Annotated in this window: 24 protein-coding genes; 22 read left to right on the forward strand and 2 right to left on the reverse strand. The window is 65.8% G+C overall.

Annotation, left to right across the window (positions count from 1 at the left end; genetic code table 11):
- Position 1: 1 nt before the first annotated feature.
- From flgC to AC1DQQ_RS09375, 22 genes are all read left to right on the forward strand, one after another.
- Positions 2 to 412 (forward strand): flagellar basal body rod protein FlgC, encoded by a 411-nt coding sequence (flgC, locus tag AC1DQQ_RS09270; protein WP_478042501.1) that lies wholly within the window; start codon positions 2 to 4, stop codon positions 410 to 412.
- 3 nt (positions 413 to 415) lie between these two features.
- A complete protein-coding gene (locus AC1DQQ_RS09275; protein ID WP_478042503.1) occupies positions 416 to 1,102 on the forward strand; it encodes a flagellar hook assembly protein FlgD in 687 nt (228 codons plus the stop codon).
- A gap of 29 nt (positions 1,103 to 1,131) precedes the next feature.
- Complete coding sequence (locus AC1DQQ_RS09280; protein ID WP_478030756.1) at positions 1,132 to 2,388, forward strand: flagellar hook protein FlgE; 1,257 nt, start codon at positions 1,132 to 1,134, stop codon at positions 2,386 to 2,388.
- Between the two features lie 25 nt (positions 2,389 to 2,413).
- Positions 2,414 to 3,157 carry a flagellar basal-body rod protein FlgF gene (gene flgF, locus AC1DQQ_RS09285; protein WP_478030758.1) on the forward strand — a complete coding sequence of 248 codons (744 nt, stop codon included), beginning with the start codon at positions 2,414 to 2,416 and terminating at the stop codon, positions 3,155 to 3,157.
- Between the two features lie 13 nt (positions 3,158 to 3,170).
- The gene (flgG, locus tag AC1DQQ_RS09290; RefSeq protein ID WP_478030759.1) at positions 3,171 to 3,959 is read left to right on the forward strand and encodes a flagellar basal-body rod protein FlgG; all 789 of its coding nucleotides are present in this window, start codon (positions 3,171 to 3,173) and stop codon (positions 3,957 to 3,959) included.
- Entirely contained in the window at positions 3,959 to 4,645 is a 687-nt protein-coding gene (locus AC1DQQ_RS09295; protein WP_478030761.1) for a flagellar basal body L-ring protein FlgH, read from the forward strand. Before flgG ends, AC1DQQ_RS09295 begins: the two co-directional genes overlap by 1 nt.
- Positions 4,646 to 4,712: 67 nt before the next feature.
- A complete protein-coding gene (locus tag AC1DQQ_RS09300; RefSeq protein WP_478030762.1) occupies positions 4,713 to 5,813 on the forward strand; it encodes a flagellar basal body P-ring protein FlgI in 1,101 nt (366 codons plus the stop codon).
- Positions 5,810 to 6,196 carry a rod-binding protein gene (locus tag AC1DQQ_RS09305; protein ID WP_478042506.1) on the forward strand — a complete coding sequence of 129 codons (387 nt, stop codon included), beginning with the start codon at positions 5,810 to 5,812 and terminating at the stop codon, positions 6,194 to 6,196. The genes AC1DQQ_RS09300 and AC1DQQ_RS09305 overlap by 4 nt, the downstream gene beginning before the upstream one ends.
- On the forward strand, positions 6,193 to 7,530 hold the full coding sequence (gene flgK / locus AC1DQQ_RS09310; RefSeq protein WP_478030765.1) for a flagellar hook-associated protein FlgK: 1,338 nt from the start codon (positions 6,193 to 6,195) through the stop codon (positions 7,528 to 7,530). Before AC1DQQ_RS09305 ends, flgK begins: the two co-directional genes overlap by 4 nt.
- Before the next feature lie 5 nt (positions 7,531 to 7,535).
- Positions 7,536 to 8,429 carry a flagellin N-terminal helical domain-containing protein gene (locus AC1DQQ_RS09315; protein ID WP_478042508.1) on the forward strand — a complete coding sequence of 298 codons (894 nt, stop codon included), beginning with the start codon at positions 7,536 to 7,538 and terminating at the stop codon, positions 8,427 to 8,429.
- A 189-nt stretch (positions 8,430 to 8,618) separates the two neighbouring features.
- Positions 8,619 to 9,482: a flagellar motor stator protein MotA gene (gene motA, locus AC1DQQ_RS09320; protein ID WP_478030768.1), complete on the forward strand. Its 864-nt coding sequence runs from the start codon at positions 8,619 to 8,621 to the stop codon at positions 9,480 to 9,482.
- Between the two features lie 193 nt (positions 9,483 to 9,675).
- Entirely contained in the window at positions 9,676 to 10,617 is a 942-nt protein-coding gene (locus AC1DQQ_RS09325; protein ID WP_478030769.1) for a flagellar motor protein MotB, read from the forward strand.
- 99 nt (positions 10,618 to 10,716) lie between these two features.
- Positions 10,717 to 11,292 (forward strand): hypothetical protein, encoded by a 576-nt coding sequence (locus AC1DQQ_RS09330; protein ID WP_478044983.1) that lies wholly within the window; start codon positions 10,717 to 10,719, stop codon positions 11,290 to 11,292.
- A gap of 92 nt (positions 11,293 to 11,384) precedes the next feature.
- Positions 11,385 to 12,527 carry a serine hydrolase domain-containing protein gene (locus AC1DQQ_RS09335; RefSeq protein WP_478044984.1) on the forward strand — a complete coding sequence of 381 codons (1,143 nt, stop codon included), beginning with the start codon at positions 11,385 to 11,387 and terminating at the stop codon, positions 12,525 to 12,527.
- A gap of 32 nt (positions 12,528 to 12,559) precedes the next feature.
- Entirely contained in the window at positions 12,560 to 14,128 is a 1,569-nt protein-coding gene (locus AC1DQQ_RS09340) for an N-acyl-D-amino-acid deacylase family protein (protein ID WP_478044985.1), read from the forward strand.
- A gap of 100 nt (positions 14,129 to 14,228) precedes the next feature.
- A complete protein-coding gene (locus tag AC1DQQ_RS09345) occupies positions 14,229 to 15,479 on the forward strand; it encodes a dicarboxylate/amino acid:cation symporter (protein ID WP_478030777.1) in 1,251 nt (416 codons plus the stop codon).
- Entirely contained in the window at positions 15,472 to 15,900 is a 429-nt protein-coding gene (locus tag AC1DQQ_RS09350) for a globin family protein (protein ID WP_478030778.1), read from the forward strand. The genes AC1DQQ_RS09345 and AC1DQQ_RS09350 overlap by 8 nt, the downstream gene beginning before the upstream one ends.
- Positions 15,901 to 16,001: 101 nt before the next feature.
- Positions 16,002 to 17,357, forward strand: a complete 1,356-nt coding sequence (locus tag AC1DQQ_RS09355; protein ID WP_478044987.1) for a S41 family peptidase — start codon at positions 16,002 to 16,004, stop codon at positions 17,355 to 17,357.
- 8 nt (positions 17,358 to 17,365) lie between these two features.
- Complete coding sequence (gene dacB, locus AC1DQQ_RS09360) at positions 17,366 to 18,823, forward strand: D-alanyl-D-alanine carboxypeptidase/D-alanyl-D-alanine endopeptidase (RefSeq protein WP_478044989.1); 1,458 nt, start codon at positions 17,366 to 17,368, stop codon at positions 18,821 to 18,823.
- 159 nt (positions 18,824 to 18,982) lie between these two features.
- Positions 18,983 to 19,411, forward strand: coding sequence for a YciI family protein (locus tag AC1DQQ_RS09365; RefSeq protein ID WP_478044991.1), 429 nt, complete (start codon positions 18,983 to 18,985; stop codon positions 19,409 to 19,411).
- 101 nt (positions 19,412 to 19,512) lie between these two features.
- Positions 19,513 to 20,160 carry a glutathione S-transferase family protein gene (locus AC1DQQ_RS09370; RefSeq protein ID WP_478030785.1) on the forward strand — a complete coding sequence of 216 codons (648 nt, stop codon included), beginning with the start codon at positions 19,513 to 19,515 and terminating at the stop codon, positions 20,158 to 20,160.
- Positions 20,161 to 20,208: 48 nt separating this feature from the next.
- On the forward strand, positions 20,209 to 21,486 hold the full coding sequence (locus tag AC1DQQ_RS09375; protein WP_478030786.1) for an RNA polymerase sigma factor: 1,278 nt from the start codon (positions 20,209 to 20,211) through the stop codon (positions 21,484 to 21,486).
- A gap of 18 nt (positions 21,487 to 21,504) precedes the next feature.
- Here AC1DQQ_RS09375 and AC1DQQ_RS09380 read toward each other — a convergent pair whose 3' ends face one another.
- Positions 21,505 to 22,524: a serine hydrolase domain-containing protein gene (locus AC1DQQ_RS09380; protein ID WP_478044993.1), complete on the reverse strand. Its 1,020-nt coding sequence runs from the start codon at positions 22,522 to 22,524 to the stop codon at positions 21,505 to 21,507.
- Positions 22,521 to 24,092, reverse strand: a complete 1,572-nt coding sequence (locus tag AC1DQQ_RS09385; RefSeq protein WP_478044995.1) for an MFS transporter — start codon at positions 24,090 to 24,092, stop codon at positions 22,521 to 22,523. Before AC1DQQ_RS09385 ends, AC1DQQ_RS09380 begins: the two co-directional genes overlap by 4 nt.
- Positions 24,093 to 24,112 lie beyond the last annotated feature (20 nt).

Below are 24,112 nucleotides of genomic sequence, written 5' to 3' on the forward strand. Positions count from 1 at the left end.
CATGGGCAACGGACCGCTCACGATCTTCCAGGTCTCGGGCCGCGCGATGAGCGCGCAGCTCGTGCGTATGAATACAACAGCCTCCAACCTGGCCAATGCCGGGTCGGTCGCGAGTTCGGCCGACACTGCTTATCGCACGATCAAGCCGGTGTTCCGCACCAGCTTCGACAAGGCATCGGGCATGTCGACGGTCGACGTCGAAAGCGTCGTCACTGCCGGCGAGACCCCGACGAAACGCTACGACCCCGCCAATCCGATGGCCGACAAGGACGGCAATGTCTGGGAATCGGCGGTCGATGAGACCCGCGAACTGGTCGACATGATGGAGACCAGCCGCAGCTACCAGAACAATGTCGAAGTCATGCAGACCGCCAAGTCGCTGATCCTCGATACCCTCAAGCTTGGGAAATAAGAGATGACCTCGACCTTCGATACCACGCTCGCCAATATCGGCATCGGACGGACCGGCGCATCGACGCCGACAGTCGCGCCGGCCGGATCCGGGCAAACGCTCGGTCAGGCCGATTTCCTGAAGCTGATGACCGCGCAGATGCAGAACCAGGACCCGTTCAACCCGGTCGATAATACCCAGATGGTTGCGCAGATGGCGCAATTCTCGTCGCTGTCAGGCATCTCGCAGATGAACACGACGCTGCAGTCGATCGCCGACAAGCTGACCGGCACCTCGGCCAACGACGCGCTTGCCTATGTCGGCAAGACCGTGCTGACCCAAGGCGATACCGCGTTCGGCCGCACTACCGGCGGCATTGCCGGTGCGGTCGATGTCGACAGCGCCGCGAGCGACCTCAAGGTCACGATCCAGGACCAGGATGGCAACACGCTCAAGACCCTCGACCTCGGCGCGCAGACCAAAGGCACGGTCAATTTCGACTGGGACGGCAAGACCGAGGCCGGCACCGACGCCGGCGCGGGCCCGTTCAAGGTCGTCAGCAACGCCAATGCCAATGGCGCCACGGTCGCCACCCACACTTTGGTCTGGGCACCGGTCACCTCGGTCTCGATGCCCAGCTCGGGCAGCCCCGTCCTCAACGTCGCCGGGATCGGCAACGTCGACCTCTCCGCCGTTCGCCAGATCGGCTGATCCAAATAAACTCCCAAGGAGCCTGAACCATGTCCTTTTACACGTCGCTTTCCGGCCTCACCGCCGCCCAGACCCAGATGTCGACGATCTCGCACAACCTCGCCAACGTCGACACCAACGGCTTCAAGAAGAGCGTCACCGAATTCGCCGACGTCATCGCCTCGAGCGTCAACCTGTCGCCGACGATGATGGTCGGCGCCGGCACGATGGTGAAGGGCAACGTCCAGCAATTCAGCCAGGGCAATTTCATCCAGTCGGCATCCGCGCTCGATCTCGCCATTTCGGGTGACGGCTTCTTCGCGATCAAGCCGCAGCTCAACGGGTCGAACGTCAATTACACTCGCAACGGCGGCTTCAAGGTCGACCCCGACCATTATGTCACCGACGCCCAGGGCGATTATCTCCAGGTCTATCCGGTCGACGGATCGGGCGCGGTCGTCGCGAGCGGGCTCGACCAGGCCATCAGCCTGCAGCTGCCGGCCACCAGCGGCACGCCCAGCCCGACCCAGAATGTCGGCATGACGGTCAATATGCCGTCGAGCGCCGCGGTGCCGACCACCGCGACTTTCGATCGCTTCGATCCGTCGAGCTACAATCAATCGGCGCAGACCACCGTCTATGACTCGGCGGGCAATCCGCAGACCATGACCACCTATTTCAAGCGCGAGACGACCGGTGCGCCATCGACCTGGTCGGCCTATAGCTTCATCGGCGACAAGCCGCTGACCGCGGGCGGGTCGGACCATATCACCATGTCGTTCGATGCGACTGGTGCGATGACCGCGCCGACCGGCGCTACGACGTTCGATCCGGTCACCCCGACGGGCGCCACCGCGGCGCAGTCGATCAACTTCACCCTGGGCGCTGCGAGCGCACAGACGCCGACAGCGTTCAATATAACCTCGCGCAGCGCCGACGGCGCCGCGATCGGCCAGCTCCAGGGCGTCACGGTCGACGGCGACGGCATGGTCAAGGCCAGCTTCTCGAACGGCGACGTCAAGTCGCTGGGCAAGGTCGTGCTGGCGAACTTCACCAATCCGGCCGGCCTTCGCCAGCTGGGCGACTCGACCTGGGCGGCGACTGGTGTGTCGGGCGCGCCGGTGGTCGGTTCGCCGGGCAGCGACGGCTTCGGCAATCTGATGTCGTCGACGATCGAACGGTCGAACGTCGACATCACCGAGGAACTGGTCAGCCTGATCGCGGCGCAGCGCAACTTCCAGGCGAATGCCAAGGCGCTCGATACGGCCAGCCAGATTTCCGAGACGATCTTCAACATCCGCAGCTGATGATCGAGGCATTGGGGGCTAAAGCATGGACAAGCTGATCTATACCGCGGCGTCGGGGCTGAAGAGCCACATGGCGGCGCAGGCGGCGATCGCCAACAATATGGCGAATGCGTCGACGATCGGCTTCCGGGCCGAGAAGGTCAATTTCAACAGCCTGCTACTCAAGGGCGCGGGCTTCGACAGCCGCCAGCCGGCGTCGGAGAACATAACCGATTTCGACCGCAGCGCCGGCGCCGTCACCACCACCGGGCGCAACCTCGATATTGCCATTCCGGGTGACCAGTGGATGGCGGTTCAGGCGAATGATGGTAGTGAGGGCTATACGCGCCGCGGCGATCTAAGCATCTCTGCGACGGGCGTTTTGGAAACCGGCGACGGTTTCCCGGTGATGGGGTCGGGGGGCCCCATCACCGTGCCGCCCGCGACTTCGGTCTCGATCGCGCAGGATGGGACGATCTCGATCATCCCGGTCGGCGGCGACGCCAAGAACCCGCAGGTTATCGACCGCATCAAATTCGCCAGCGCGCAAGGATCGCAGACCAGCAAGGGGCTCGACAATCTGATCCACGTGCAGGGCGGCGGTATCCTGCCGACCGACGAGAATGCCAAGTGCATCTCGGGCGCACTCGAACAATCGAACGTCAACATGACGCAGTCGCTGGTCGACATGATCGAGAACCAGCGCAGCTACGAAGTACAGGCCAATTTGATGAAATCGGCCAAGGACATGGACGAAAGCGCCGCATCCGTGATGCGGATGCCGAGCTAAGGAGTAGAATGAGATGAGCAGCGCAGCGATGCACATCGCCCGCACCGGCCTGGACGCCCAGGACATGCGGATGCGGGTGATCTCGAACAACCTGGCCAACGTCAATACGACGGGGTTCAAGAAGGACCGCGCGTCGTTCGCGACGCTGTCCTATCAGACGGTGACCGCCGCCGGCGCGCAATCGTCGAGCGACAGCAAATACGCCACCGGGCTCAACCTCGGCACCGGCGTGCGCATCCAGGGCACGTCGCGGATGGAAACCCAGGGAACGATGCAGCAGACCGGCAACGCGCTCGATCTGGCGCTCGACGGCGACGGCTATTTCCAGGTGCAGCTGCCCGGCGGCCAGCTCGGCTATACCCGCTCGGGCAATTTCTCGCGCTCGCCCGAAGGCCTCTTGGTCACCAACGAAGGCTATCAGGTGATGCCCGGCATCACCGTGCCCGAGGGTGCGACCCAGATCACCGTCGGCACCGACGGCACCGTGTCGGCGACGATCGCCGGCCAGACCGAACCTGCCCAGCTCGGCCAGCTTCAGGTCGCGAACTTCCCCAATGCCGCCGGGCTGCAGTCAAAGGGCGACAATTACATGCTCGAGACCGCGTCGTCGGGCGCCGCCAATCTCGGCGTGCCGGGCGAAGATGGTCGCGGCACCGTCCGCCAGGGCATGCTCGAGGCGTCGAACGTCAATGTCGTCGAGGAACTGGTCGACATGATCGAATGCCAGCGCGCCTACGAGGTCAATTCCAAGATGATCTCGGCCACCGACGACATGCTCAAATACGTCAATCAGAACCTCTGATGCGCATCGTCACCACCATCGCCCTCGGCACCGCCGCGATCGGGCTCGCTCTGTCGGCCGGCGCGCCCGCCGAGGCGCGCCTGTTCGGCAAGAAGAAGCCGGCCGAGGATTATTCCGCCGCCCCGCCAGTGGCACCGCCGTCGGCGCCCGCCAACGGATCGATCTTCCAGCCGCAGAACGGCTATGCCGCGCTGTATGAAGGCTCGGTGGCGAGGAAGGTCGGCGATCCGCTGACCATCGTCCTGGTCGAGAACACCCAGGCGTCGAAATCCTCGTCCTCCAAGCTCGATTCGGGCGGCGGGTTCAGCCTGACCCCGCCGAGCACTGGCGCGCTGTCGTTGTTCAAGCCCAGCGACGCATCGGTCAGCGGCGCGCGCAACTTCAACGGCAAGGGCACCGCCGACCAGTCGAACTCGCTGTCGGGCGAAGTCTCGGTCACGGTCGTCGCGGTCTATCCCAACAACACCATGCTGGTGCAGGGGCAGAAGCGCGTCACGCTCAACCGCGGCGACGAGTTTGTCCAGATCAAGGGCCTCGTCCGCTTCGCGGATATCAGCGCCGACAATCGTGTGCTGTCGACCCGCGTCGCCGATGCCCGCATCGCCTATACCGGCAAGGGCGACGTCGCTCGCGCCGGCCGCCAGGGCTGGCTCGGCCGCTTCTTCTCGGTGATCAGCCCGTTTTGATGGTTAGCGTCCTCTTAACCATCTCCATGCGACATGCCGACCTAATCGAATGATTGGATAAACTCCCATGCTGCGTGCCCTGCTCGTCTTCCTGACTCTGATGACCGGTTTCGCCGCGACCCCGGCCGCCGCCGATCGCGTCAAGGACCTGGGCGGATTCCAGGGCATCCGCAGCAACCAGCTGACCGGTTACGGCATCGTCGTCGGTCTGGCCGGCACGGGCGACGACAATCTCGAATATACCATGCAATCGATGAAGGCGGTCGCGTCGCGCTTCGGCCTGCAGCTGCCCGCCGGCGTCAATCCCGGCCTCAAGAACGCCGCGGTAGTGATGATCACCGCCGAATTGCCGGCCTTCGCCAAGCCCGGTCAACGGATCGACATCACCGTCGCGTCAATGGGCAAGGCCAAGTCGCTGCGCGGCGGCGCCTTGATCATGACCCCGCTGATGGGTGCCGACGGCCAGATCTATGCGATGGCGCAGGGCAACCTCGCGGTCGGTGGCCTGGGCATTGAGGGCAAGGACGGATCGTCGGTCGTCGTCAACGTCCCCTCGACCGGCCGTATCCCCGAAGGCGCCACGGTCGAACGCACGGTCGATACCGGGTTCGAAACCGCGCCGACGCTCGTCTTCAACCTCGCCCGCGCCGATTTCACGACCGCGCAGAATGTCGCCACCGCGATCAACGCGCGGTTCGGCGGCGGCGTCGCCGACGCGGTCGACGGCGTGTCGATCAAGGTCAACGCCCCTGCCGGCGCCGATGTCCGCGCGACGATGATGAGCGAGATCGAGAACCTGACTGTCACCTCGGCCGACCCACCCGCGCGCGTGATCGTCAATGCCCGGACCGGTACGGTCGTGATCAATTCAACCGTCCGCGTCGGCGCCGCCGCGATCACGCATGGCAAGCTGACCGTCCGCATCGACGAGAAGCAGACCGTGGTCCAGCCCGCCCCGTTCAGCCAGGGCCAGACCGCCAACGAACAGAAATCCGGCGTCAGTGTCGAGGAAGAGAAGCGTCCGATGTTCCTGATGAACCCGGGACCCAAGCTGGCCGATATCGTCAAGGCGGTGAACGCGATCGGCGCCACGCCGTCGGACCTCGTAGCGATCCTCGAGGCGCTCAAGGAAGCGGGTGCGCTCAAAGCGGACCTGATCATCCTGTGACCGATATTCCTTCACCGACCCAGCCCTTGGCCCAGCCGACGGCGGGCATCTCGACCGACACCAGCCGGCTGACGTCGCGTGCCAATCTTAAAAAGGCCGGCCAGCAGTTCGAATCGGTGTTCATCGGGATGATGCTGAAGTCGATGCGCCAGGCCAATCTGGGCGACGGATTGTTCGACTCCAAGAATTCGGAAACCTTTCGCGACATGCAGGACAAGCAAGTCGCGGAGAGCATGGCCGCGCATCAGCCGATCGGCATCGGCAAGGCGATGACCGAGTTCCTCGCGAAATCGCAAAAGGCGCTGCAGGATGCAGCGGCCGCCTCAGCCACATCGGCGGCGTCCCCCGCACCGGCCACGCCTGACGCAGGAACCACGTCATGAGCGACATGCTGTCGATCGGCGCGAGCGGGCTCAAGGCCTATCAGGTCGCGCTCAACACCGTGTCGGAGAATATCTCCAACGCCGGCACGGTTGGCTATTCGCGCCGCTCCGCTTCGACCTCCGAGGTGGCCGCGGTCGGCAAGAACACGTCGCTCAACGGCATGGGCTCACTGGTTACCGGGATCGTCCGCGCCGGCGATTTCTACGCCGCGGCCCAGGTTCGCACCGCGGGTTCCGACCTGGCGCGGACCGAGACCAGCGTCACCTGGCTCGACCGCATCGAATCGAGCCTCGACGGCAATCAGCTGAGCACCCGACTGTCGGACTTCTTCACCGCCTCGACCACGCTCGCCGCCGATCCGACATCGCTGGGCGCGCGCGCCTCGATGCTCGAAGCCGCGTCCGGCGTCGCCAGCGCGTTTTCGAGTACCGGCAAGGCGCTCGATCAGGTTGCCCAGGATCTCGACGGCACCGCGCGCTCGTCGGTCGAATCGCTCAATTCCGCAACTGCCACGCTCGCCCGGATCAATGACGGCCTCAGTCGCGCCGCCGCCGGCACTGCGGGCGCCGCGGCGTTGCTCGACCAGCGCGACCAGGTGCTCGAACAGATGAGCGCGCTGACCGACATCTCGGTCGACTTCGATGCGATCGGCCGCGCCACCGTGCATGGCGGCGGCAGCGCCGGCCCCGTCCTGGTCTCCGGCGCGCAGGCCGCGACGGTCATCTACACCTCCAATTCGGCCGGCGCGGTGTCGTTCAATGTGCTCAACGGCGCCGCGCAACAGAGTCTCGCCCCGAGCGGCGGCGCGCTGGCGGGCGTGGTCGATTCGATGCAGCGGGTGGTCGACGCCAAGAGCCAACTTCAGGCCGTGGCCCAGGATTTTGCCACTGGGGTCAACACGGTCCAGGCCGGCGGGCGCGACCTCGACGGCAATCCCGGCCAGCCGCTGTTCGCGCTCGGCACTGGCGGTACCGCCGACATGATGGTCACCCTCGACGACCCGCGCGGCATCGCCGCGGCAGCGGTCGGCGGCGGGACTCGCGACAACACCAACCTCACGGCACTCGCCGCGCTGCGCACGTCTGCCGGTTACGAGAATCGCATCGTCGACATGACGACCGCCAATGCCGCGACCCTGTCGCAGCGCAAGGCGGTGGCCGCGGCGCAGAACACGATCCACAGCAACGCCGTCGCGGCGCGCGATAGCGCTTCCGGCGTCAATCTCGACAGCGAGGCGGTCGACCTGATGCGCTTCCAGCAGGCCTATGCGGCGACCAGCCGCGTCATCCAGGTCGCGCGCGAAACGATGCAGACGATCCTCGATATCAGGTAGCCCCGATGCAGATCTCGACCAACCAATTCTACGCGTTCAACCAACAGAATATGCAGTCGCTGACCACGACCGCGGATCAATTGCAGACGCAGATTGCGACGACCAAGCGGATCAACGCGCCATCCGACGACGCGGTGTCCTGGCGGCGGCTGCAGAGCCTCGCGCGCGATGGCGCCGACGACCTCGCTTATGGCGGCAATTTGACGCTCGCCGGCACGACCTTGAGCCAGGCCGACAGCACGCTGAGCTCGATCACCGACGCGCTCCAGCAAGCCAAGGAGCTCGCGGTCAAGGCGAACAGTGGTACGCTGTCGCCAAGCGATCGCGTGGCGATCGCCGACCAGCTCGACGCCATCGTCACCAATCTGGTCAGCTATGCCAACGTCAAGGATTCGCGCGGCGCTGCGGTGTTCGCCAATGGCGACGCCGATGCCGTGACCAGGAATGCCGATGGCACGTTCAGCTTCGCGGCCACCGGCCCGACATCGATCCCGGTCGGCGCCAACGAGTCGATCCAGCCCGGCGATTCGGCCGCGCGCGTGTTCGTCGATTCGAGCGGTGGCAACATTCTCTCCACCATTTCCTCGCTCTCGGCCGCACTCAGGGGCTCCGGTAACGTCTCGACCATCGCCGGCGCGACCGGCGACGCGCTGCAGGCAGCCAACGACCAGGCGGCGAGCGTCCAGGCCGGGCTCGGCGCCCGCGCAGCGCGAGTCGATCTGGAAACCTCGCGACTCAAGGATATCGCCACCAATCGCGAAGCGGCCCGATCGGCGCTCGAGGACACCGACGTCACCGCGACGATCACCAATTTGCAGAAGACGATGACGGTCTTGCAGGCGACCCAGGCGAGCTTCACCAAGCTCGCCAGCATGTCGCTGTTCGACTTCCTGAAATAAGTCCGGCGGCGCCACCCTCCGCAGCCGCTCCAGCGATGCTGCGGAGGGTGGCGCCGCACCCGGTTCAGCTCCGCTGAATCGACAAACCGCAACGTCCTTAACCGGTTGGCTACGAAAAGCCGGTTAACCATCGATCGAACCGGTCGTTATCCGGTTAGGCCGTGATTGCAGGGGGTAAGTAGAGCTAAGATGTTTCCGGCAATCGGCCTCGTTGTCCTACTGGCGATGGTCTTCGGCGGGTTCGTCTTCACCGGCGGCGCGCTGGGGCCCGTGCTCGAGGCCATTCCCCACGAAATGCTCATCATCGGCGGCGCCGGGGCCGGCGCGCTGATCATCGGCAACTCGCCCAAGGAGCTGAAAGGCCTGGGCAGCGGCATCATGAAAGTGATGAAGGGGCCGAAATACAAGAAACAGGATTATCTCGACGTCATCTTCCTCGTCTCAAAGCTGATGAAGATGCTGCGGATGGACGGGCCGATCGCGCTCGAACCGCATGTCGAGGACCCCAAATCGTCGGCGATCTTCGCCGAATATCCCCGCCTGCTCGCCGACCACACCTTGGTCAATCTGATCGCGGACACGTTGCGCCTCGTCGTCGTTTCGTCGGGCACGCTTGACGTCCACGCGGTCGAGGAAGTGATGGATAACGCGATCAAGACCCACCACCACGAAGTCGAGGGGCCGCAGGGGACGCTGCAGAACCTGGCCGACGCGCTGCCCGCTTTGGGTATCGTCGCGGCGGTGCTCGGCGTCGTGAAAACGATGGGCTCGATCGACAAGCCGCCCGCGATCCTGGGCGCGATGATCGGCTCGGCGCTGGTCGGTACCTTCCTGGGCGTGTTGCTTGCTTATGGCATGGTCGGCCCGCTGGCGACGCGCCTCAAGCAGATCATCGAAGCCGACGCGGCGATCTATCACGTCGTCAAGCAGATCATCATCGCCTCGCTGCACGGTCACCCGCAGCCGCTGGTGATCGAGGCCGCGCGCTCGGGCATCGCGCATTCGAACCAGCCCGCGTTCGCCGAGGTCTTCGACGGTCTGCGTGGACGCTGATCGTGCAGAGGCCGGCGTTCGTCCTTGATATTCGCGCAGAGGCGCAGAGGACGCAAAGGCGTTCACCCGCGCATCAGCGCAGCTATTCCGGGCCGCTCAGAGCGAAGGGCCGCCGGCGCGGCCGGGCAACGCCTCTCGGCGTCGTCCGCGCCTCTGCGCGAACCAATATCCTGCTGAAAGCGGAGGTCGCCTGATGGCCGCGCGCGCTCCCCACGGCAGCAATCAGCCCCCGAAGATCATCGTCAAGAAGATCTATATCGAGGCCCATGGCGCGCATCATGGCGGCGCCTGGAAAGTCGCCTATGCCGACTTCGTAACCGCGATGATGGCGTTCTTCCTATTGCTGTGGATCCTCGGCGCGACGACCGAGAAGCAGCGCAGAGGCATCGCCGACTATTTCTCCCCGACCTTGGTCAACATGAAGGAGAATAGCGCGGGGTCGAACGGCATGTTTGGCGGATCGTCGATCACCGACAAGGACAATTACCCGCACAAGGCCTCGCAGACCGGCACCAAGTCGCTGACCATTCCCGTCGGCGCGACCGGCGGGTCCAATATCGGCTCGGGCGAAAAGGGCTCGCTCAAGGCACGGCTGACCGCCGAGGATCAGAAGAATTTCCAGGACATGAAACGCAAGCTCGAACAGGCGATGAAGTCGCCTGCCTTCGCCAAGCTCGCGAGCCACGTGAAATTCGTCCAGACCCGCGACGGCTTGCGCATCGACCTGGTCGACGACGCCGATTATTCGATGTTCTCGCTCGGCACGACCCAGCTCGTGCCGGAAGCAAGCAACCTGATCGGCATGATCGCGGGATCGGTCAAGGCGATGGAAAATCCGATCATGATCCGCGGCCACACCGACAATCTGGCCTATGGCAATCCGCTGGCGATGAACAACTGGATGCTGTCGACCGGCCGCGCCGAAGCGACGCGCCGCCGGCTGGCATCGGGCGGACTGGTCGAGGATCGCTTCTACCGCATCGAGGGCGTCGCCGACCGCGAGCCGATGATCGAGAACAACCCCGCCGACCCGCGCAATCGCCGCGTGTCGATCACCTTGCTCTATCGCGCCGGGTCGTTCGACGATGGCGGCCGCACAAGCATTCCGACAGGGCCGGGAGCGCTCAGCAAATAGCCGCTCCGGGGCAGGACACGGCAAGAGTGCGAAGTGCGACGGCCCCGATTGCCAGGGGCGGCGGTTGCGATATCCTTCGTTGCTCCCCGGAGAATGACGATGCTGCTTAGCGCTGTGGCCCTGCTTCTCGCCGAAACCTCCAGACCCTATTCGCCACAACGCGCCCATGGACGATATACGAGCCAGAATTATGCGCTCGCTTTCCCATCGCTGCGCGAAACCTGGACATGCCCAATTCCAACCGACTGGACAGGAACGGACCATGGGACGATCCTTTTCCTCACTCCGCCTCGCCGGTGTTACGGCATCGGTTTCCCGTCGATCGCACGTGGTTTCGAACCTGGCACGACGCCGCGTATCGAGGTCTATTACGACAGGACATTCATCGACGACGGTATTCGCCCGCTAACCGCAAGATCGTGCCGCCAGGTCGCGACCATGCGCCTGTTCGGCAGCGAGCGCCCGGTCTGCGCCATGAAGGCAAAGGCGGGGCTGAGGATCGTCAGAATCGCCTCGCTCTACCGTCAAAAAGAATATGAGGTGGAGCTGACGCTCGTAACCACCCCGGCGCGATACCAGCGTGATTTCGCTACGTTGCAGCGTCTCACGTCCGTCATAGGGACCTGCGACCAGAATCGCGACAAGGGTCCCGGTGCGTGTACCGGCATCTACTGAGGCACTGCCACGCGGCAGTACTCAATCCGGTCGTGCACATGACGAATGCGACGGCCATTGCCGAGAACACCGGCGCGCCTTAGCCTCGTCCCATGCTGTCGTTCCTCCTGTTCGCCGCGGCGAGCGCTGCGCAACCCGTCGCTTCGGTTCGTGTCACGTTCGACCGCAAGGGCGAGACCTCGGCCCGCACCGAGGGCTTCGCCGATCCGGCGGTCAATCGCGGCGTAACGCCGGACGACCCGGTGCGGATCGCCTCGATCTCCAAGCTTGTGACGGCGATCGGGGTGATGCGATTGGTCGAGCAGGGCAAGCTCGATCTCGATTCGGACATATCCAAGTGGCTCGGCTACACCTTTCGCAATCCGGCTTTCCCGGACACACCGATCACACTCCGCTTGCTGCTGTCGCATCGTTCGAGCCTGACCGACACGATCGACTATGTCCTGCCGCTAGATGGCGACATGCGCGCGACCTTGGCCAATCCCAAGGCATGGGACGCCGAGCACGCCCCGGGCAGCTTCTTCCGCTACACCAATTTCAACTTCCCGGTCGTGGCCGCGGTGATGGAACGGGCGACCGGCGAACGCTTCGACCGGCTGATGGATCGGCTGGTGATCAAGCCGCTCCGGCTCAACGCTTGCTACCAATGGGATACGTGCGACGACGCCACGATCGCGCATGGCGTGGTGCTGTTCCGCGGCGGTCAGGTGACGCGCGACGACAATCACGGCAAGCGCCCCGCCTGCCCGGTCACACCGGCGACCGACGGCAGCTGCGACCTCTCGCGCTGGAAGGCGGGCGCAAATGGCGCTATCTTCGCGCCGCAATCGGGGCTGCATATCTCGGCGCGCGGGCTCGAGCGGATCGGGCGGATGCTGCTCGGCAACGGCAAGGTCGACGGTGTGCGGCTGCTCTCGCCCGCGTCGCTCAAGATGATGGAGACGCCCGCCTGGACCTATGACGGCAAGAACGGCGACATCGGCGACGGCTGGGTGTGCAGCTATGGCCTCGGCATGTTCGTGATTCCGACGCCGCAAGCGGGGTGTCGCGACGATCCGTTCGGCGACGGCAAGCGGCGGTTCGGGCATCTTGGCGACGCTTATGGTCTCAAATCCGGATTGTGGGTCGACTCCGCCAGCGGCACCGGCGTGGCCTATTTCGCGACCGACGTGCCGACCGACAAGGGTATGCACTCGAGCTATACCATCACCGAGGAATCGCTAGCCCATCCTTGACGCCGACTGCCGCGACCGAAAGGATCGCGGCCATGAAGTTGCGCCTCGCTCTTACCGCCACCTTGCTCGCCGGTTGTTCGATCGGCGCCGCACCCTCCCCCGCCATGCAAGCCGACCTGATCCTGCGCGGCGGCACCGTCTATACCGGCGATGCCGCACCCTTCACGGGCGATGTCGCGATCAAGGACGACAAGATCGTCGCGGTCGGGCCGAGCCTGAAAATCGCCGCCGCGCGGACGATCGACGCGACCGGCATGATCGTCGCGCCCGGCTTCATCGATCCGCACACCCATGCCGGCCCCTGGCTCGCCTCGGCCGACGCGAAGACGCGGCTGATCCCCGCCTTCCTGCTCCAGGGCGTGACCACCGCGTTCATCGGCAACGATGGCGGCGGCGGCACCGATGTCGCCGCGACCTTGGCGACGCCCAAGACCAAGCCGGTCGGGCCCAACTTCGTCACCTATGTCGGCTTCGGCGCGATCCGCAGCCAAGTGATCGGCGGTGCCAATCGCGCGCCGACGCCGGCCGAGCTCGACAAGGAAAAGGCGCTGGTCGCCAAGGGCATGTGCGAAGGCGCGATCGGCTTTTCGACCGGGCTCTTCTACGCGCCGCAGAGCTTTTCCAAGACCGACGAAGTGATCGCGCTGTCGCAAGAGGCGGCCAAGCGCGGCGGCTATTATGACAGCCATATCCGCGACGAATCGAGCTACACCGTCGGCCTCGCCGCCGCGATCGACGAAGCGATCGAGATCGGCAAGGCGACCGGGATGCCGATCCATATCAGTCACATCAAGGCGCTGGGCGTCGATGTCCAGGGCATGGCGCCGGCGATCATCGCCAAGATCGACGCCGCGCGCGCGGCCGGGGTCAACATCACCGCCAGCCAATATCCCTGGTCCGCCTCAGGCACGAGCCTGGTCGCCTCCTTGATCCCGCTCTGGGCGCAGGACGGTGGCGATGCCGCGCTGATCAAGCGGTTCGATGATCCCGCGCTCAAGCAGAAGCTGCGGGAAGGCATCGCCGAAAATATGCGCAAGCGTGGCGGGCCGCATTCGCTGCTGATCACGGAGGGGCAATGGCGCGGCAAACGCCTCGACGAGATTGCCGCGGTAATGAAGACCGATCCGGTCTCGGCCGCGATCGCGGCGATCCGGGTGCACGATGCCGGGGTCGTCTCGTTCAACCAGAGCGAAGCCGACATCGCCGCGTTCATGAAGCAGCCCTGGGTGATGACCGACAGCGACGCGTCGAGCGGCCACCCCCGCGTCTGGGGGACGTTCGCGCGCAAATATGCCAAATATGTCGTCGCGGATAAGGTGATCAGCCTGCGCGATTTCATCGAGCGCAGTTCGTCGGTCACCGCCAAATGGTTCGGACTGACCGGACGCGGCGAGCTCAAGCCTGGGGCGTTCGCCGACGTCGTGATGTTCGACCCGAAGACCTATGCCGCGCAGGCGACCTACGAGCAGCCGACTTTGCCGGCGACCGGCGTGAAGACCGTCGTCGTCAATGGCAAGGTCGCGGTCGACAACGGCAAGCTGACCGGCTCCGCCGCCGGCCGCGCGCTGCCGCATACGCCGACGCCCGGCACCTGTTCATAATGCTGCCCTCACCCTTCCGGCGCTTCGCGCCTCCCTCCCTCTCCCGCATGCGGGAGAGGGAAGGGGCCCATCGCGCCAGCGATGGGAAGGGTGAGAGCCTGTGAACCCTCTGCGCTTCTGGTTCGCCATCCCCTTGTGGCAGCGCGTCGTCGGCGCGCTCATCCTCGGCGTGATCTTCGCGCTCGCCTGGCCGGCGGGCGCCCCGTACGTCCAGTTCATCGGCGACCTGTTCGTCCGCGCGATCCGCATGCTGGTCGCGCCGATCGTGCTGGTGACGATCGCCGCCGGCATCACCAGCCTCGCCGATCCCAGGAAGCTCGGCAGCCTTGGCGCGCGCACGATCGGGCTGTTCGCGGCGACCACCGCGATCGCGGTGTCGGTCGGCATGCTGGTCGCGACCGTGATCCGCCCCGGCGCCGGCGCCCCGCTCGGCACCGCCGCGCCGCACGCGCTGGGCACGCCGGTCACGCCCTATGACCAATTGATCGCTATCATTCCGCTCAACATCGTCGATGCGCTGGCCAAGGGCGACATGCTCGCCCTCATCTTCGTCGCGATCCTGTTCGGGGTCGGCACGGTGCTGACCGGGGAAGCGGGCAAGCCATTCGCCACGTTCCTCCAGGCGACCTCGGCGGTGCTGCTCAAGGTCGTGACGATCGTGATGGAAGCGACTCCGTTCGGCGTGTTCGCACTGATCGCCAATGCGGTCGCGGCCAATGGCGCCGCGGTTTTCGTCCATGTCGGCTGGCTCGCGCTGGCGGTGGTCGTCGGGTCGCTGATCCAGATGCTGGTGGTGCACAGCCTGTTGCTGCGCCTGGTCGCCAAGCTACCGGTGCTGCCCTTCTTCCGCGGCATCGTCGACGCGCTGGTCGTCGCCTTTTCGACCGCGTCGAGCGGGGCGACGCTCCCCGTCGCGATGCGCGTGTCCGAGGACAATCTCGGCATCAGCCGTCCGGTCTATTCGACCGTGCTGCCCTTGGGCGCGAGCATCGGCAAGGACGGCACCGCGATGTATGTCGGGCTGCTCAGCCTGTTCGCGCTCCAGGCGTTCGGCACACCGTTGACGCCCTCGGTATACCTGCTCGTCCTGCTCACCGGATCGCTCGCCGCGTTTGGCACCGCGCCGGTCCCCTCCGCGTCGCTGTTCATGCTCGCCGCGGTGCTGTCGGCGGTCGGCGTCCCGCCCGAGCAGACCGCGCTCGTCGTCGGCTTCGTCCTACCGTTCGACCGCCTGCTCGACATGACCCGCACCGTGCCCAGCGCGTGTGCCAACCTCGCCGTCGCCACGACCGTCGCGCGCTGGGAAGGCGAGCTCGACGAAGACATCTATCGCTCGGCCGACGATGAGTGACGCCCCGCTGATCGAAGCGAGCCTGATCGCGCTCGACGGCCGCGAGGCCGCGATGCGCGGGCTGTTGTTCGACCGCTTCTTCGCGCGCTTTCCCGAGCGCCGCGCGATCTTCATCCATGTCGACGCCACCTCGGTGCGGATGACCGACGAGACGCTGCAATGGATGTACGGGCTGGCACAGGATCGTAAATGGGTCTGGAGCCAGGTTGCCGAACTCGTCTTCAACCACCGCAATTACGGCGAGCTCCGCCAGGACGAATATGATGTGTTCGTCGACTTCGCGATCGATGCGCTGCGCGACACGATCGACCATTGGGACGCGGCGACCGAGGGCGCGTGGCGGCGGCAGGCAGCGACGCTCAAGACATTGATCGCGCGGGCACGCGCCGAATGGGCGGCGTCGCCGCTCGCTTTTTCGTGAGCACAAATCGCGATACCGTTGTTCCGACAGGAATCATTGTTGACTACAGATGTAGTCGATCTACCCTTTCAGCGAATCATCCTTTCGCTGGAGACCCGAAAATGACCGCCCCTCGCTTCGCGATCGTCGCCTTGCTCGCATCGGCAACGTCCATGCCCGTCCAAGCACAACGCGCGGCGCCTACCGCGGTGGCACGCACCGGTACCGCCATCGCGCTGACGCCAGCGGCACGTAACGCCGCGATCGACCAGATCATCGGCACGATCGAAAAAGGCTATGTCTTTCCCGACCGCGTTCCCGCGATCGTCGCCAGGCTGAAGGAGGGGCTCACCCAGCGCTACGACACCGCCGATCCCAGCGTCTTCGCCGAACGGGTAACGACCGATCTCCGCGCCGCCAGCAACGACCGGCACATGTATCTCAACTACGCGCCTGACGAATTCGCCGCAGCGGGGAACGCCGGGACCGCCGCAAACGACCAGAAGGAGAGCCCGGCGCTGGCAGCGATCCACCGCCGCACCGCGATCCGCGCCAATCATGGCCTGGCCCGGATGGACATCCTGCCGGGCAATGTCCGCTATCTGAAGATCACCGGGTTCGAGTGGGTCGATGACCAGACCGGCGCAGCGTACGATTCCGCCATGCGCTTCCTGCGCGACGGCGATGCCGTCATCATCGACTTGCGCGGCAATGGCGGCGGCTCGCATGCCGCGGTCCGCTATCTGCTCAGCCACTTCATGGACGGCGACACGCTCGACATGACCTTCCTTCAGGCCGGCGAGCCGCCGTCGCAGTCGCGGACGCTGGAATATCTTCCGGCCGGACGGCTCAAGGGCAAGCCGCTCTATGTGCTGATCGACCAATATGTCGGGTCGGCCGCGGAGGCCTTTGCCTATGACGTCCAGCAATTTCGGCTGGGAACATTGATCGGCGCGACGACCGCGGGTGCGGCGAACAACAACCGCTTTTCGCCGATCGCACCCGGATTCATGCTGAGCGTCTCGTTCGGCCGACCGGTCCATCCGATATCGCAGTCGAACTGGGAGAAGAACGGTGTGTCGCCCGACGTGGCGATCGATCCCGGCCTGGCATTGGATACCGCCCAGTCGCTGGCGCTGGCATCGCTCGCCGCTCGGCCCAACGCGGACGCCGGCGATCGTGCCGATTGGCAATGGGCGCGCATCGCCATCGATGCCCGCCTGCGTCCGCCGGTAATCGCCGAGGCCAAGCTCCGGTCATGGACCGGCGTCTATGGCACCAACCGCATCGGGTTTCAGAATGGCGGCCTGACCTACCAGCGGACCAACGGTCAGGTGGTGAAGCTGGTACCGCTGACCGCCGACGGGCTGTTCTCGATCGAGGGCTATGACGATCATCTCCGAGTTCGCCTGACCGGCGATGCCATGGAGCGGCAATGGATCGACGAGCCCAGCGCGACCCGCATTCCCAAACAATAGAGGATCCGATGGCGACATTGCCGACGAAGAAAACCACGCTCGCCCTGCTCGCTGCGCTGACCGTCTCGGTTCCCGCGACGGCGCAGGACAAGGACCTCACGGCGCGGGTCGAGGCGACGCTGGCACAGCTGGCCGGGCCGGGGACGCGGTTCGGCATCGTCGTGGTCGACGACCAGGGCCGCGACGTGGTCGCGATCAACCCCGATGCGCGCTTCATCCCGGCGTCGAACACCAAGATGTTCACCACCGCGACGGCGCTGGCGACGATGGGCGACCTGACCCAGCCCGACACGACCGGGGGTGCCGCTGTGCGGCTCGACGGGCGCGACGTCGTGCTGATCGGCAATGGCGACGCGCGGCTGTCGGGCGCCGACGATTGCACGGTCGATTGCCTGACGACGCTCGCCGATGCGGTCGCGAAAAAGACGCGCGTGGTCGGCGATGTCATCGGCGACGACACCCTTTTGCCCGACGAGCGCTGGGGCCCGGGGATGAGCTGGAACAACATCCCGACGCGATCGGGTACCGGCACCTCGGCGCTGACGATGGACGACAATGAATTACCGGTGACCATCACGCCCGGCCCGGTCGGTTCGGTGCCCAAGGTCGAGCTGCCGGCTTATTACACGGTCGATAACCGTCTGATCACCGTTCCCGGCGCGAAAAGCTCGGTCGAGTTCGATCGCGCGCCCAATGGCTTTGAGCTTCGCCTGACCGGCACGGTCGGCGCCGACGCCAAGCCCGAAAAGCTGCGCGTCGGGATCGACGATCCGGCGCGCTACGCCGCCTGGCGCTTCGTCCAGTTGTTGAAGGCACGCGGTGTCCGCGTCACCGGCAAGGTCAACGTCCGCCACCGTCCATTGATGCCCGGCGACGATCCGGCGATCCGCGGCAACGCGCCGCCCGCCCGGCCGCCATTGCCCCCGGTACTCGCCAAGCTGACTCCGCCGCCGCTGATCGATGACATGCATCTGACGATGAAGGTCAGCCAGAATCTCCACGCCGAACTGTTCCTGCGCCGCTCGTCGCTGGTCGCCGGCAGCGGATCGATCGCCGATGGCCAGGTCGCGGTGCGCGCGATGCTCTCCAAGGCCGGCGTGCCGCGCGCGGCATTCGACTTCTCGGATGGGTCGGGCATGTCGAGCTACAACCGCGTCGCACCGCGCGGCGCGGTGATCATGCTGCGCTGGATCGCGACGCAGCCCTGGGGCGCGGCGTGGCGCGAGACTTTGCCTGTCGGCGGGGTCGACGGCACGCTGGCAAAGCGCTTCGGCGGGACTTTGCTCGACCACAAATTGTTCGCCAAGACCGGCACGCTCAACGCCTCGGCTGCCTTGTCGGGCTATATGATTGCCAAGAGCGGCCGTACGTTGACCTTCTCGACTTATGCCAACGACATCCCACCGGGCGTCGAAGCGACCAAGGCGGTGGACGCCGCGCTGGAACTGATCGCCGCGGAGAATTGAAGGACACCAAAGCGGAGCGACACGGCTGGTCAGTCAGCCTAACCAACCACGCACATTGCCCGTCGGAAAAAATTTGCGAACTCATGTCGATTTCCGACACACTCGTTCGTCGTCCCGATGAGACGCCAATTGGGGCCGGCTCGACCAAGGAGACAGACGATGCGTGTAATGGTGCTGGTGAAAGGCAACGAGGACACCGAAGCGGGCCTCGCGCCCACCCCCGAAATGCTGGAAGCGTTCGCGGCGATGGACCGGTTCACCGAGGAACTGGTCGAGGCCGGCATCTTCATCGCCGGCGCCGGGCTCAAGCCCGGCACCGAATCGAAGCGTATCGCGTACGAGGGCGGCAGCAGCACGGTCACCGACGGGCCGTTCGCCGAAGCGCGCGAGCTGATCGCGGGCTTCTCGATCTGGGAAGTCAGGGACATGGACGAGGCCGTGGCCTGGGCCACGCGCTACCCCATGATGGCCGGCAGCGAGGTCGAAATCCGGCCATTCTACGAAGCGGCGGACCTGGCCGATTTCGTCGCGCCCGAGGAACTCGCCAGCCCGCGCGGCGGCGACCGCGGCAAGCTTGGCGTCGCCTGAACCGGTCGGCTGGGGCGGCAAGGCCTCTCCAGCCGGCTTCACTCTGATTGGCGGCCGATGATCGTTTCGTCGACACGCCTTGCCATCATCGGAGATTGACGATGACCATCACCATCACTGCGTTCGAACGGTCGCCCGACGGCGGCAAAGGCCTGGCACGTGATACGCGGGTTCGCTGGGCGCTCGAAGAAGCAGGGCTGCCGTACGACGTTCGTTTCGTTTCCTTCGCCGAGATGAAGGAACCGGCACATCTGGCGGTGCATCCGTTCGGCCAGATACCCACATTCGAGGAAGGCGATCTCGCCTTGTTCGAGACCGGCGCGATCGTCTTCCACATCGCGGAGCGACACACGGCCCTGCTGCCCGAGGACCCTGATGCCCGGGCGCGCGCAATTACCTGGATGTTCGCCGCGCTCAGCAGCGTCGAGCCGCCGATCCTCGACCTCCAGACGGCCAAATTCGCGGAAGGCGACAAGCCATGGGCGCAGGAGCGGATGCAGCTGGTCTTCGACCGCATCCGCGCCCGGTTGCGCCAGCTGGCCGATCGCCTGGGCGATGCCGAGTGGCTCGACGGCAGGTTCAGCGCAGGTGACCTGCTGATGGTGTCGGTGCTGCTGCGGCTGCGGATGTCGGGGATTCTGGATGAGTTTCCGACCCTGGCCGCCTATGTCGCACGCGGCGAAGCGCGCCCGGCCTATCAGCGGGCGTTCGCCGCGCAATTGGCGGTGAACGCGCCGCCGACCAGCTGAATAACGGCCTGCTTGCGTCGTCGCCGCCCCTGACGGACAAGGGGCGGCGTGACGGCAGGCGAGACGTATACCGGCGAAACCCATCAGGCGATCGAGGCGACCTTTCGCATCGAACGGGCCAGGCTCATCGCCGGCCTCGCCCGCATGGTGCGTGACATCGACCGGGCCGAGGAACTGGCGCAGGAAGCGCTGATCGTCGCGTTGTCCGATTGGCCGAAGACCGGCGTTCCGGCCAATCCGGGCGCCTGGCTGATGGCCGTCGCCAAGCGGCGCGCGATCGACGCCATCCGGCACGACCAGATGCGGATGCGCAAGCACGAGGAAATCGCGCGGACGCTCGATGAGGAAGCCGAGGATGCGACAGCGGCGATCGACGCCGCGCTGGACGACGACCTCGGCGACGAATTGCTCGGGCTGATCTTCACCGCCTGTCATCCGATGCTGTCGGCCGATGCCCGCGCGGCGCTCACGCTGCGGGTGGTCGGCGGGCTGACGACCGACGAGATCGCCCGCGCTTTTTTGTCGAGCGAAGCGACGATCGCACAGCGCATCGTTCGCGCCAAGAAGGCGATCGCCAAGGCCGGCCTGGCGTTCGAGGTGCCGCGGGGCGCCGAGCGGGCGGCGCGGCTGCCCGCGGTGCTTGAGGTCCTCTATCTCATCTTCAACGAAGGCTATGCGGCGACGGCGGGCGACGACCTGGTCCGGCCGGGGCTGGCGCAGGAGGCGCAGCGGTTGGGGCGCATCCTGGCGGGGTTGATGCCCGAGGAAGCTGAAGTACTAGGCCTGCTGGCGCTGATGGAGATCCAGGCGTCGCGGCTGAACGCGCGCACCGGGCCGGACGGCGCGTTCGTGCCCATCACCGAGCAGGATCGCGCGCGCTGGGATCAGTTGCTGATCCTGCGCGGGCTCGACGCGCTGGCCCGCGCCGACGCGCTCGGCGGTCAGGGGCCTTATGTACTGCAGGCCGCACTCGCCGCCTGCCATGCGCGCGCGCGCCGGGCCGCCGATACCGATTGGACGCGCATCGCCGCGCTCTACGATCGGCTGCGCGTCGTGACCCCCTCGCCCGTGGTCGACCTCAATCGCGCGATCGCGCACAGTATGGCGTTCGGACCGGACGCAGGGCTCAGGCTGATCGACGAGATTCCCGATGCCGACGCCTTGCGCTACTATGCGCCATTCCCGGCGGCGAGAGGCGATTTCCTGTTCCGGGCGGGCCGGCTGGCCGAGGCGCGGACGGCATTCGAGGCTGCCGCCGCGCTTACCCGCAACGCGCGCGAGCAGGCGTTTCTGCTCGGGCGAGCGGATGCTTGCGGCGGCAACTAGCCCAGTCGGTCGCCGCCGCTAAGCCTGACGCTGCGCGTCCCAGGCCGCGATCACTGCATCGCCGGTCGCCGGCCTGACCTCGAAAATGCTCTTCCCTGCCTCGCTATGTCGCGACGGATGGACACGGTTGGTCAGCAAGGTCCACGCGATGCCGCGGTCGAAATCGACCCACAGGCCGGTACCGGTGAAGCCGGTATGGCCGATCGTCTCGCCCGAACAGGCCGCCCCGCCCGACCAGCCGTCGAAGCACCGTTCCCAGCCGCAGGTGCGGTGGCCGTAATAGGGCGTGCGCATCGCCTCGAGCATCGCCGACGACGCGCCGCTGCCGTCGAGCAGCCCCAAAGCGAAATCGAGCACCCCCGAGACCGTGCCGAACAGCCCGGCATGACCGGTCTCGCCACCCATCGCGAAGCAATTCTCGTCATGCACTTCGCCCTTGAGGACGCGTCCGCGCCACTGGCAAAGCTCGGTCGCGACAGCGGGACCCGGCGGCGGGCCGTAGCTCAACCCCGTCCCGAGCGGCCAGGCCGAGAGCGGCCGCCCGGTGATCCGCTCGATCGCGATCCCCAGCAGGATGAAGTTGATGTCCGAATAGACCGGCGGTCCATGCCGCCACTCGCGCTGCAACACGAACGCGCGCAGCCGCGCCGGGTCATCGCCATACGTGTAGATCGGCTCGACCGCGGGAAGGAAGCTGCGATGCGCCAGGCAGTCGCGAAAGCTGAGCTTGCGCTCGGCGGCGTTGGCGACGTCGTACTGACGCAGATCGGGGATGGCGTCGGTCAGCGGGCGGTCGAGGTCGAGCCTGCCCTGATCGGCAAGGCGCAAGATCATCGTCGTCGTCGCGATCACTTTCGACACCGAGGCGAGGTCGAACCAATGGTCGAGCGTCAACGCCTCGGGCTCGGGCAGCAGCGCGGCCATCCCGGCATGCGTCACCCAGCGCCGCCCGTCGGCTGCCACCACGCCCAGCGTCGCACCGGGAATCCTGCCCGCCACGACCGCGGCGGCGGCAGGAGCGAAGGCCTGTTCGATCATGCCGCCACGGCTCCGGTCGCGTTGGGATCATCGTCGGGTCGCGGCTTCGCGCGGACAATGAACGGCAGCAGGACCAGCACTGCTACGCTCATCGTGCCCGCCATGATGAAGAAGCCGTCATAGCCGATTGCCTTCTGGAACACCCCCGACAACCCTGCGAGCAATCTAGGAATGAGGAAGGCGAGCCCGGAGAACAGCGCATATTGCGCGGCGGGATAGCGCGGATTGACGAGCAGCGAGAGGTACACGACGAACACCGCGCCTTCGAATCCGTGCCCGAATTGATCGACCGCCATGGCGAGATAGAGATCGAGATCGCCGGCGGTCACGCCGAGGCCGAACAGCGAGAACAATACCGGCCCGCCGGGCGCCTGATGCGCGAGCCACGCGAAGATCCAGTTGCTGAGCGCGGACATCACCCCGCCGATCACCAGCGCCCAGCCCATCGACACCCGAGCCGCCAGCAGCCCGCCCAAGGTCACGCCGAGCAACCCCGACACCAAAGCGACGACGCCGTCGGCGGCGCTGATCTGCTTGAGCCCATAGCCCAGGAAATTGAACATCGGATGCGACAGCGTGTTCGCCATCACATCGCCGGTCCGATAGATCGAGATGAACAGCAGGATCGGGATGACGACGAGGCCGTATCGCCACGCCACGTCGACATAGGGGCCGACCGCCAGCGACCGGCGCAGCGGTGCGTGCCAGGGTAGCTTGCGAAGCCAGGGCACTGCCGCGCCGAGCACCAGGAACGGCAGCAGCCCGAGCCCGGCCACCCAATATTTCATGATGTCGGGATTATCGATCCCGACCGAGCCGATCGCGGACAGCAGCACCCAGCCGATCACCGCGGTCGCCGCGGTGATGGCGGCGATTGCTGCCGCGCTGGTCAGCAAACCGCTCAGCAGCGCGTGGATCCGACCGTCGACGCGGCCGCTCTCGGACCGCATCGCCGCCAGTAACGGAAAAGGCAGGAACGCCAGCACGCCGATAGCCAGATAGGCGAAGGTCCAGTCGGATATCGCGGCGACGTAGATCGCGCCGCCGCCGGCCACTACCATCGAGATGCGATAGCCCCATTGGTTGACCGCAACGAGCGGCCCCTGCTCTTCGGCGGTCGGCGCCAGTTCGACCCGCCACCCATCCGCCGCGATCTCGAGCGTGCTGGTCCAGAAGGCGAGCAGCAAGGCGAACAAGGCGGTCAGCGGCAGGCTCTTGTCCGAGGCGGTGAACGCCATGCCGATCGTCGACAGGAAGATGCCGAGCTGGGAAACCATGATCCAGCCTCGCCGCCGACCCCAGAAGCGACCAAACCCCGGCATGTCATATTTGTCGAGCAACGGCGCCCAGGCGAATTTGAACGTCGGCAGCAGCGATACCCAGGCGAAATAGCCGATCGTGACGATGTCGACATTGTGCCGCGCGAGACGCAGGAACAGCACGGTGTTGAACATGTAGAACGGCAAGCCGGCCGAAAAGCCGAGCAGCGTGTACAGCGCCAGCCGCCCGAAACCCGGACGCAGCGCAGTGCGCTCGGCCGCACCGGAATCCATCGCTCCTGCCGTCATGCGCGCGGTCCGATCTTGCG

It is taken from the genome of Sphingomonas sp. P4_G3 (genome assembly GCF_056401105.1).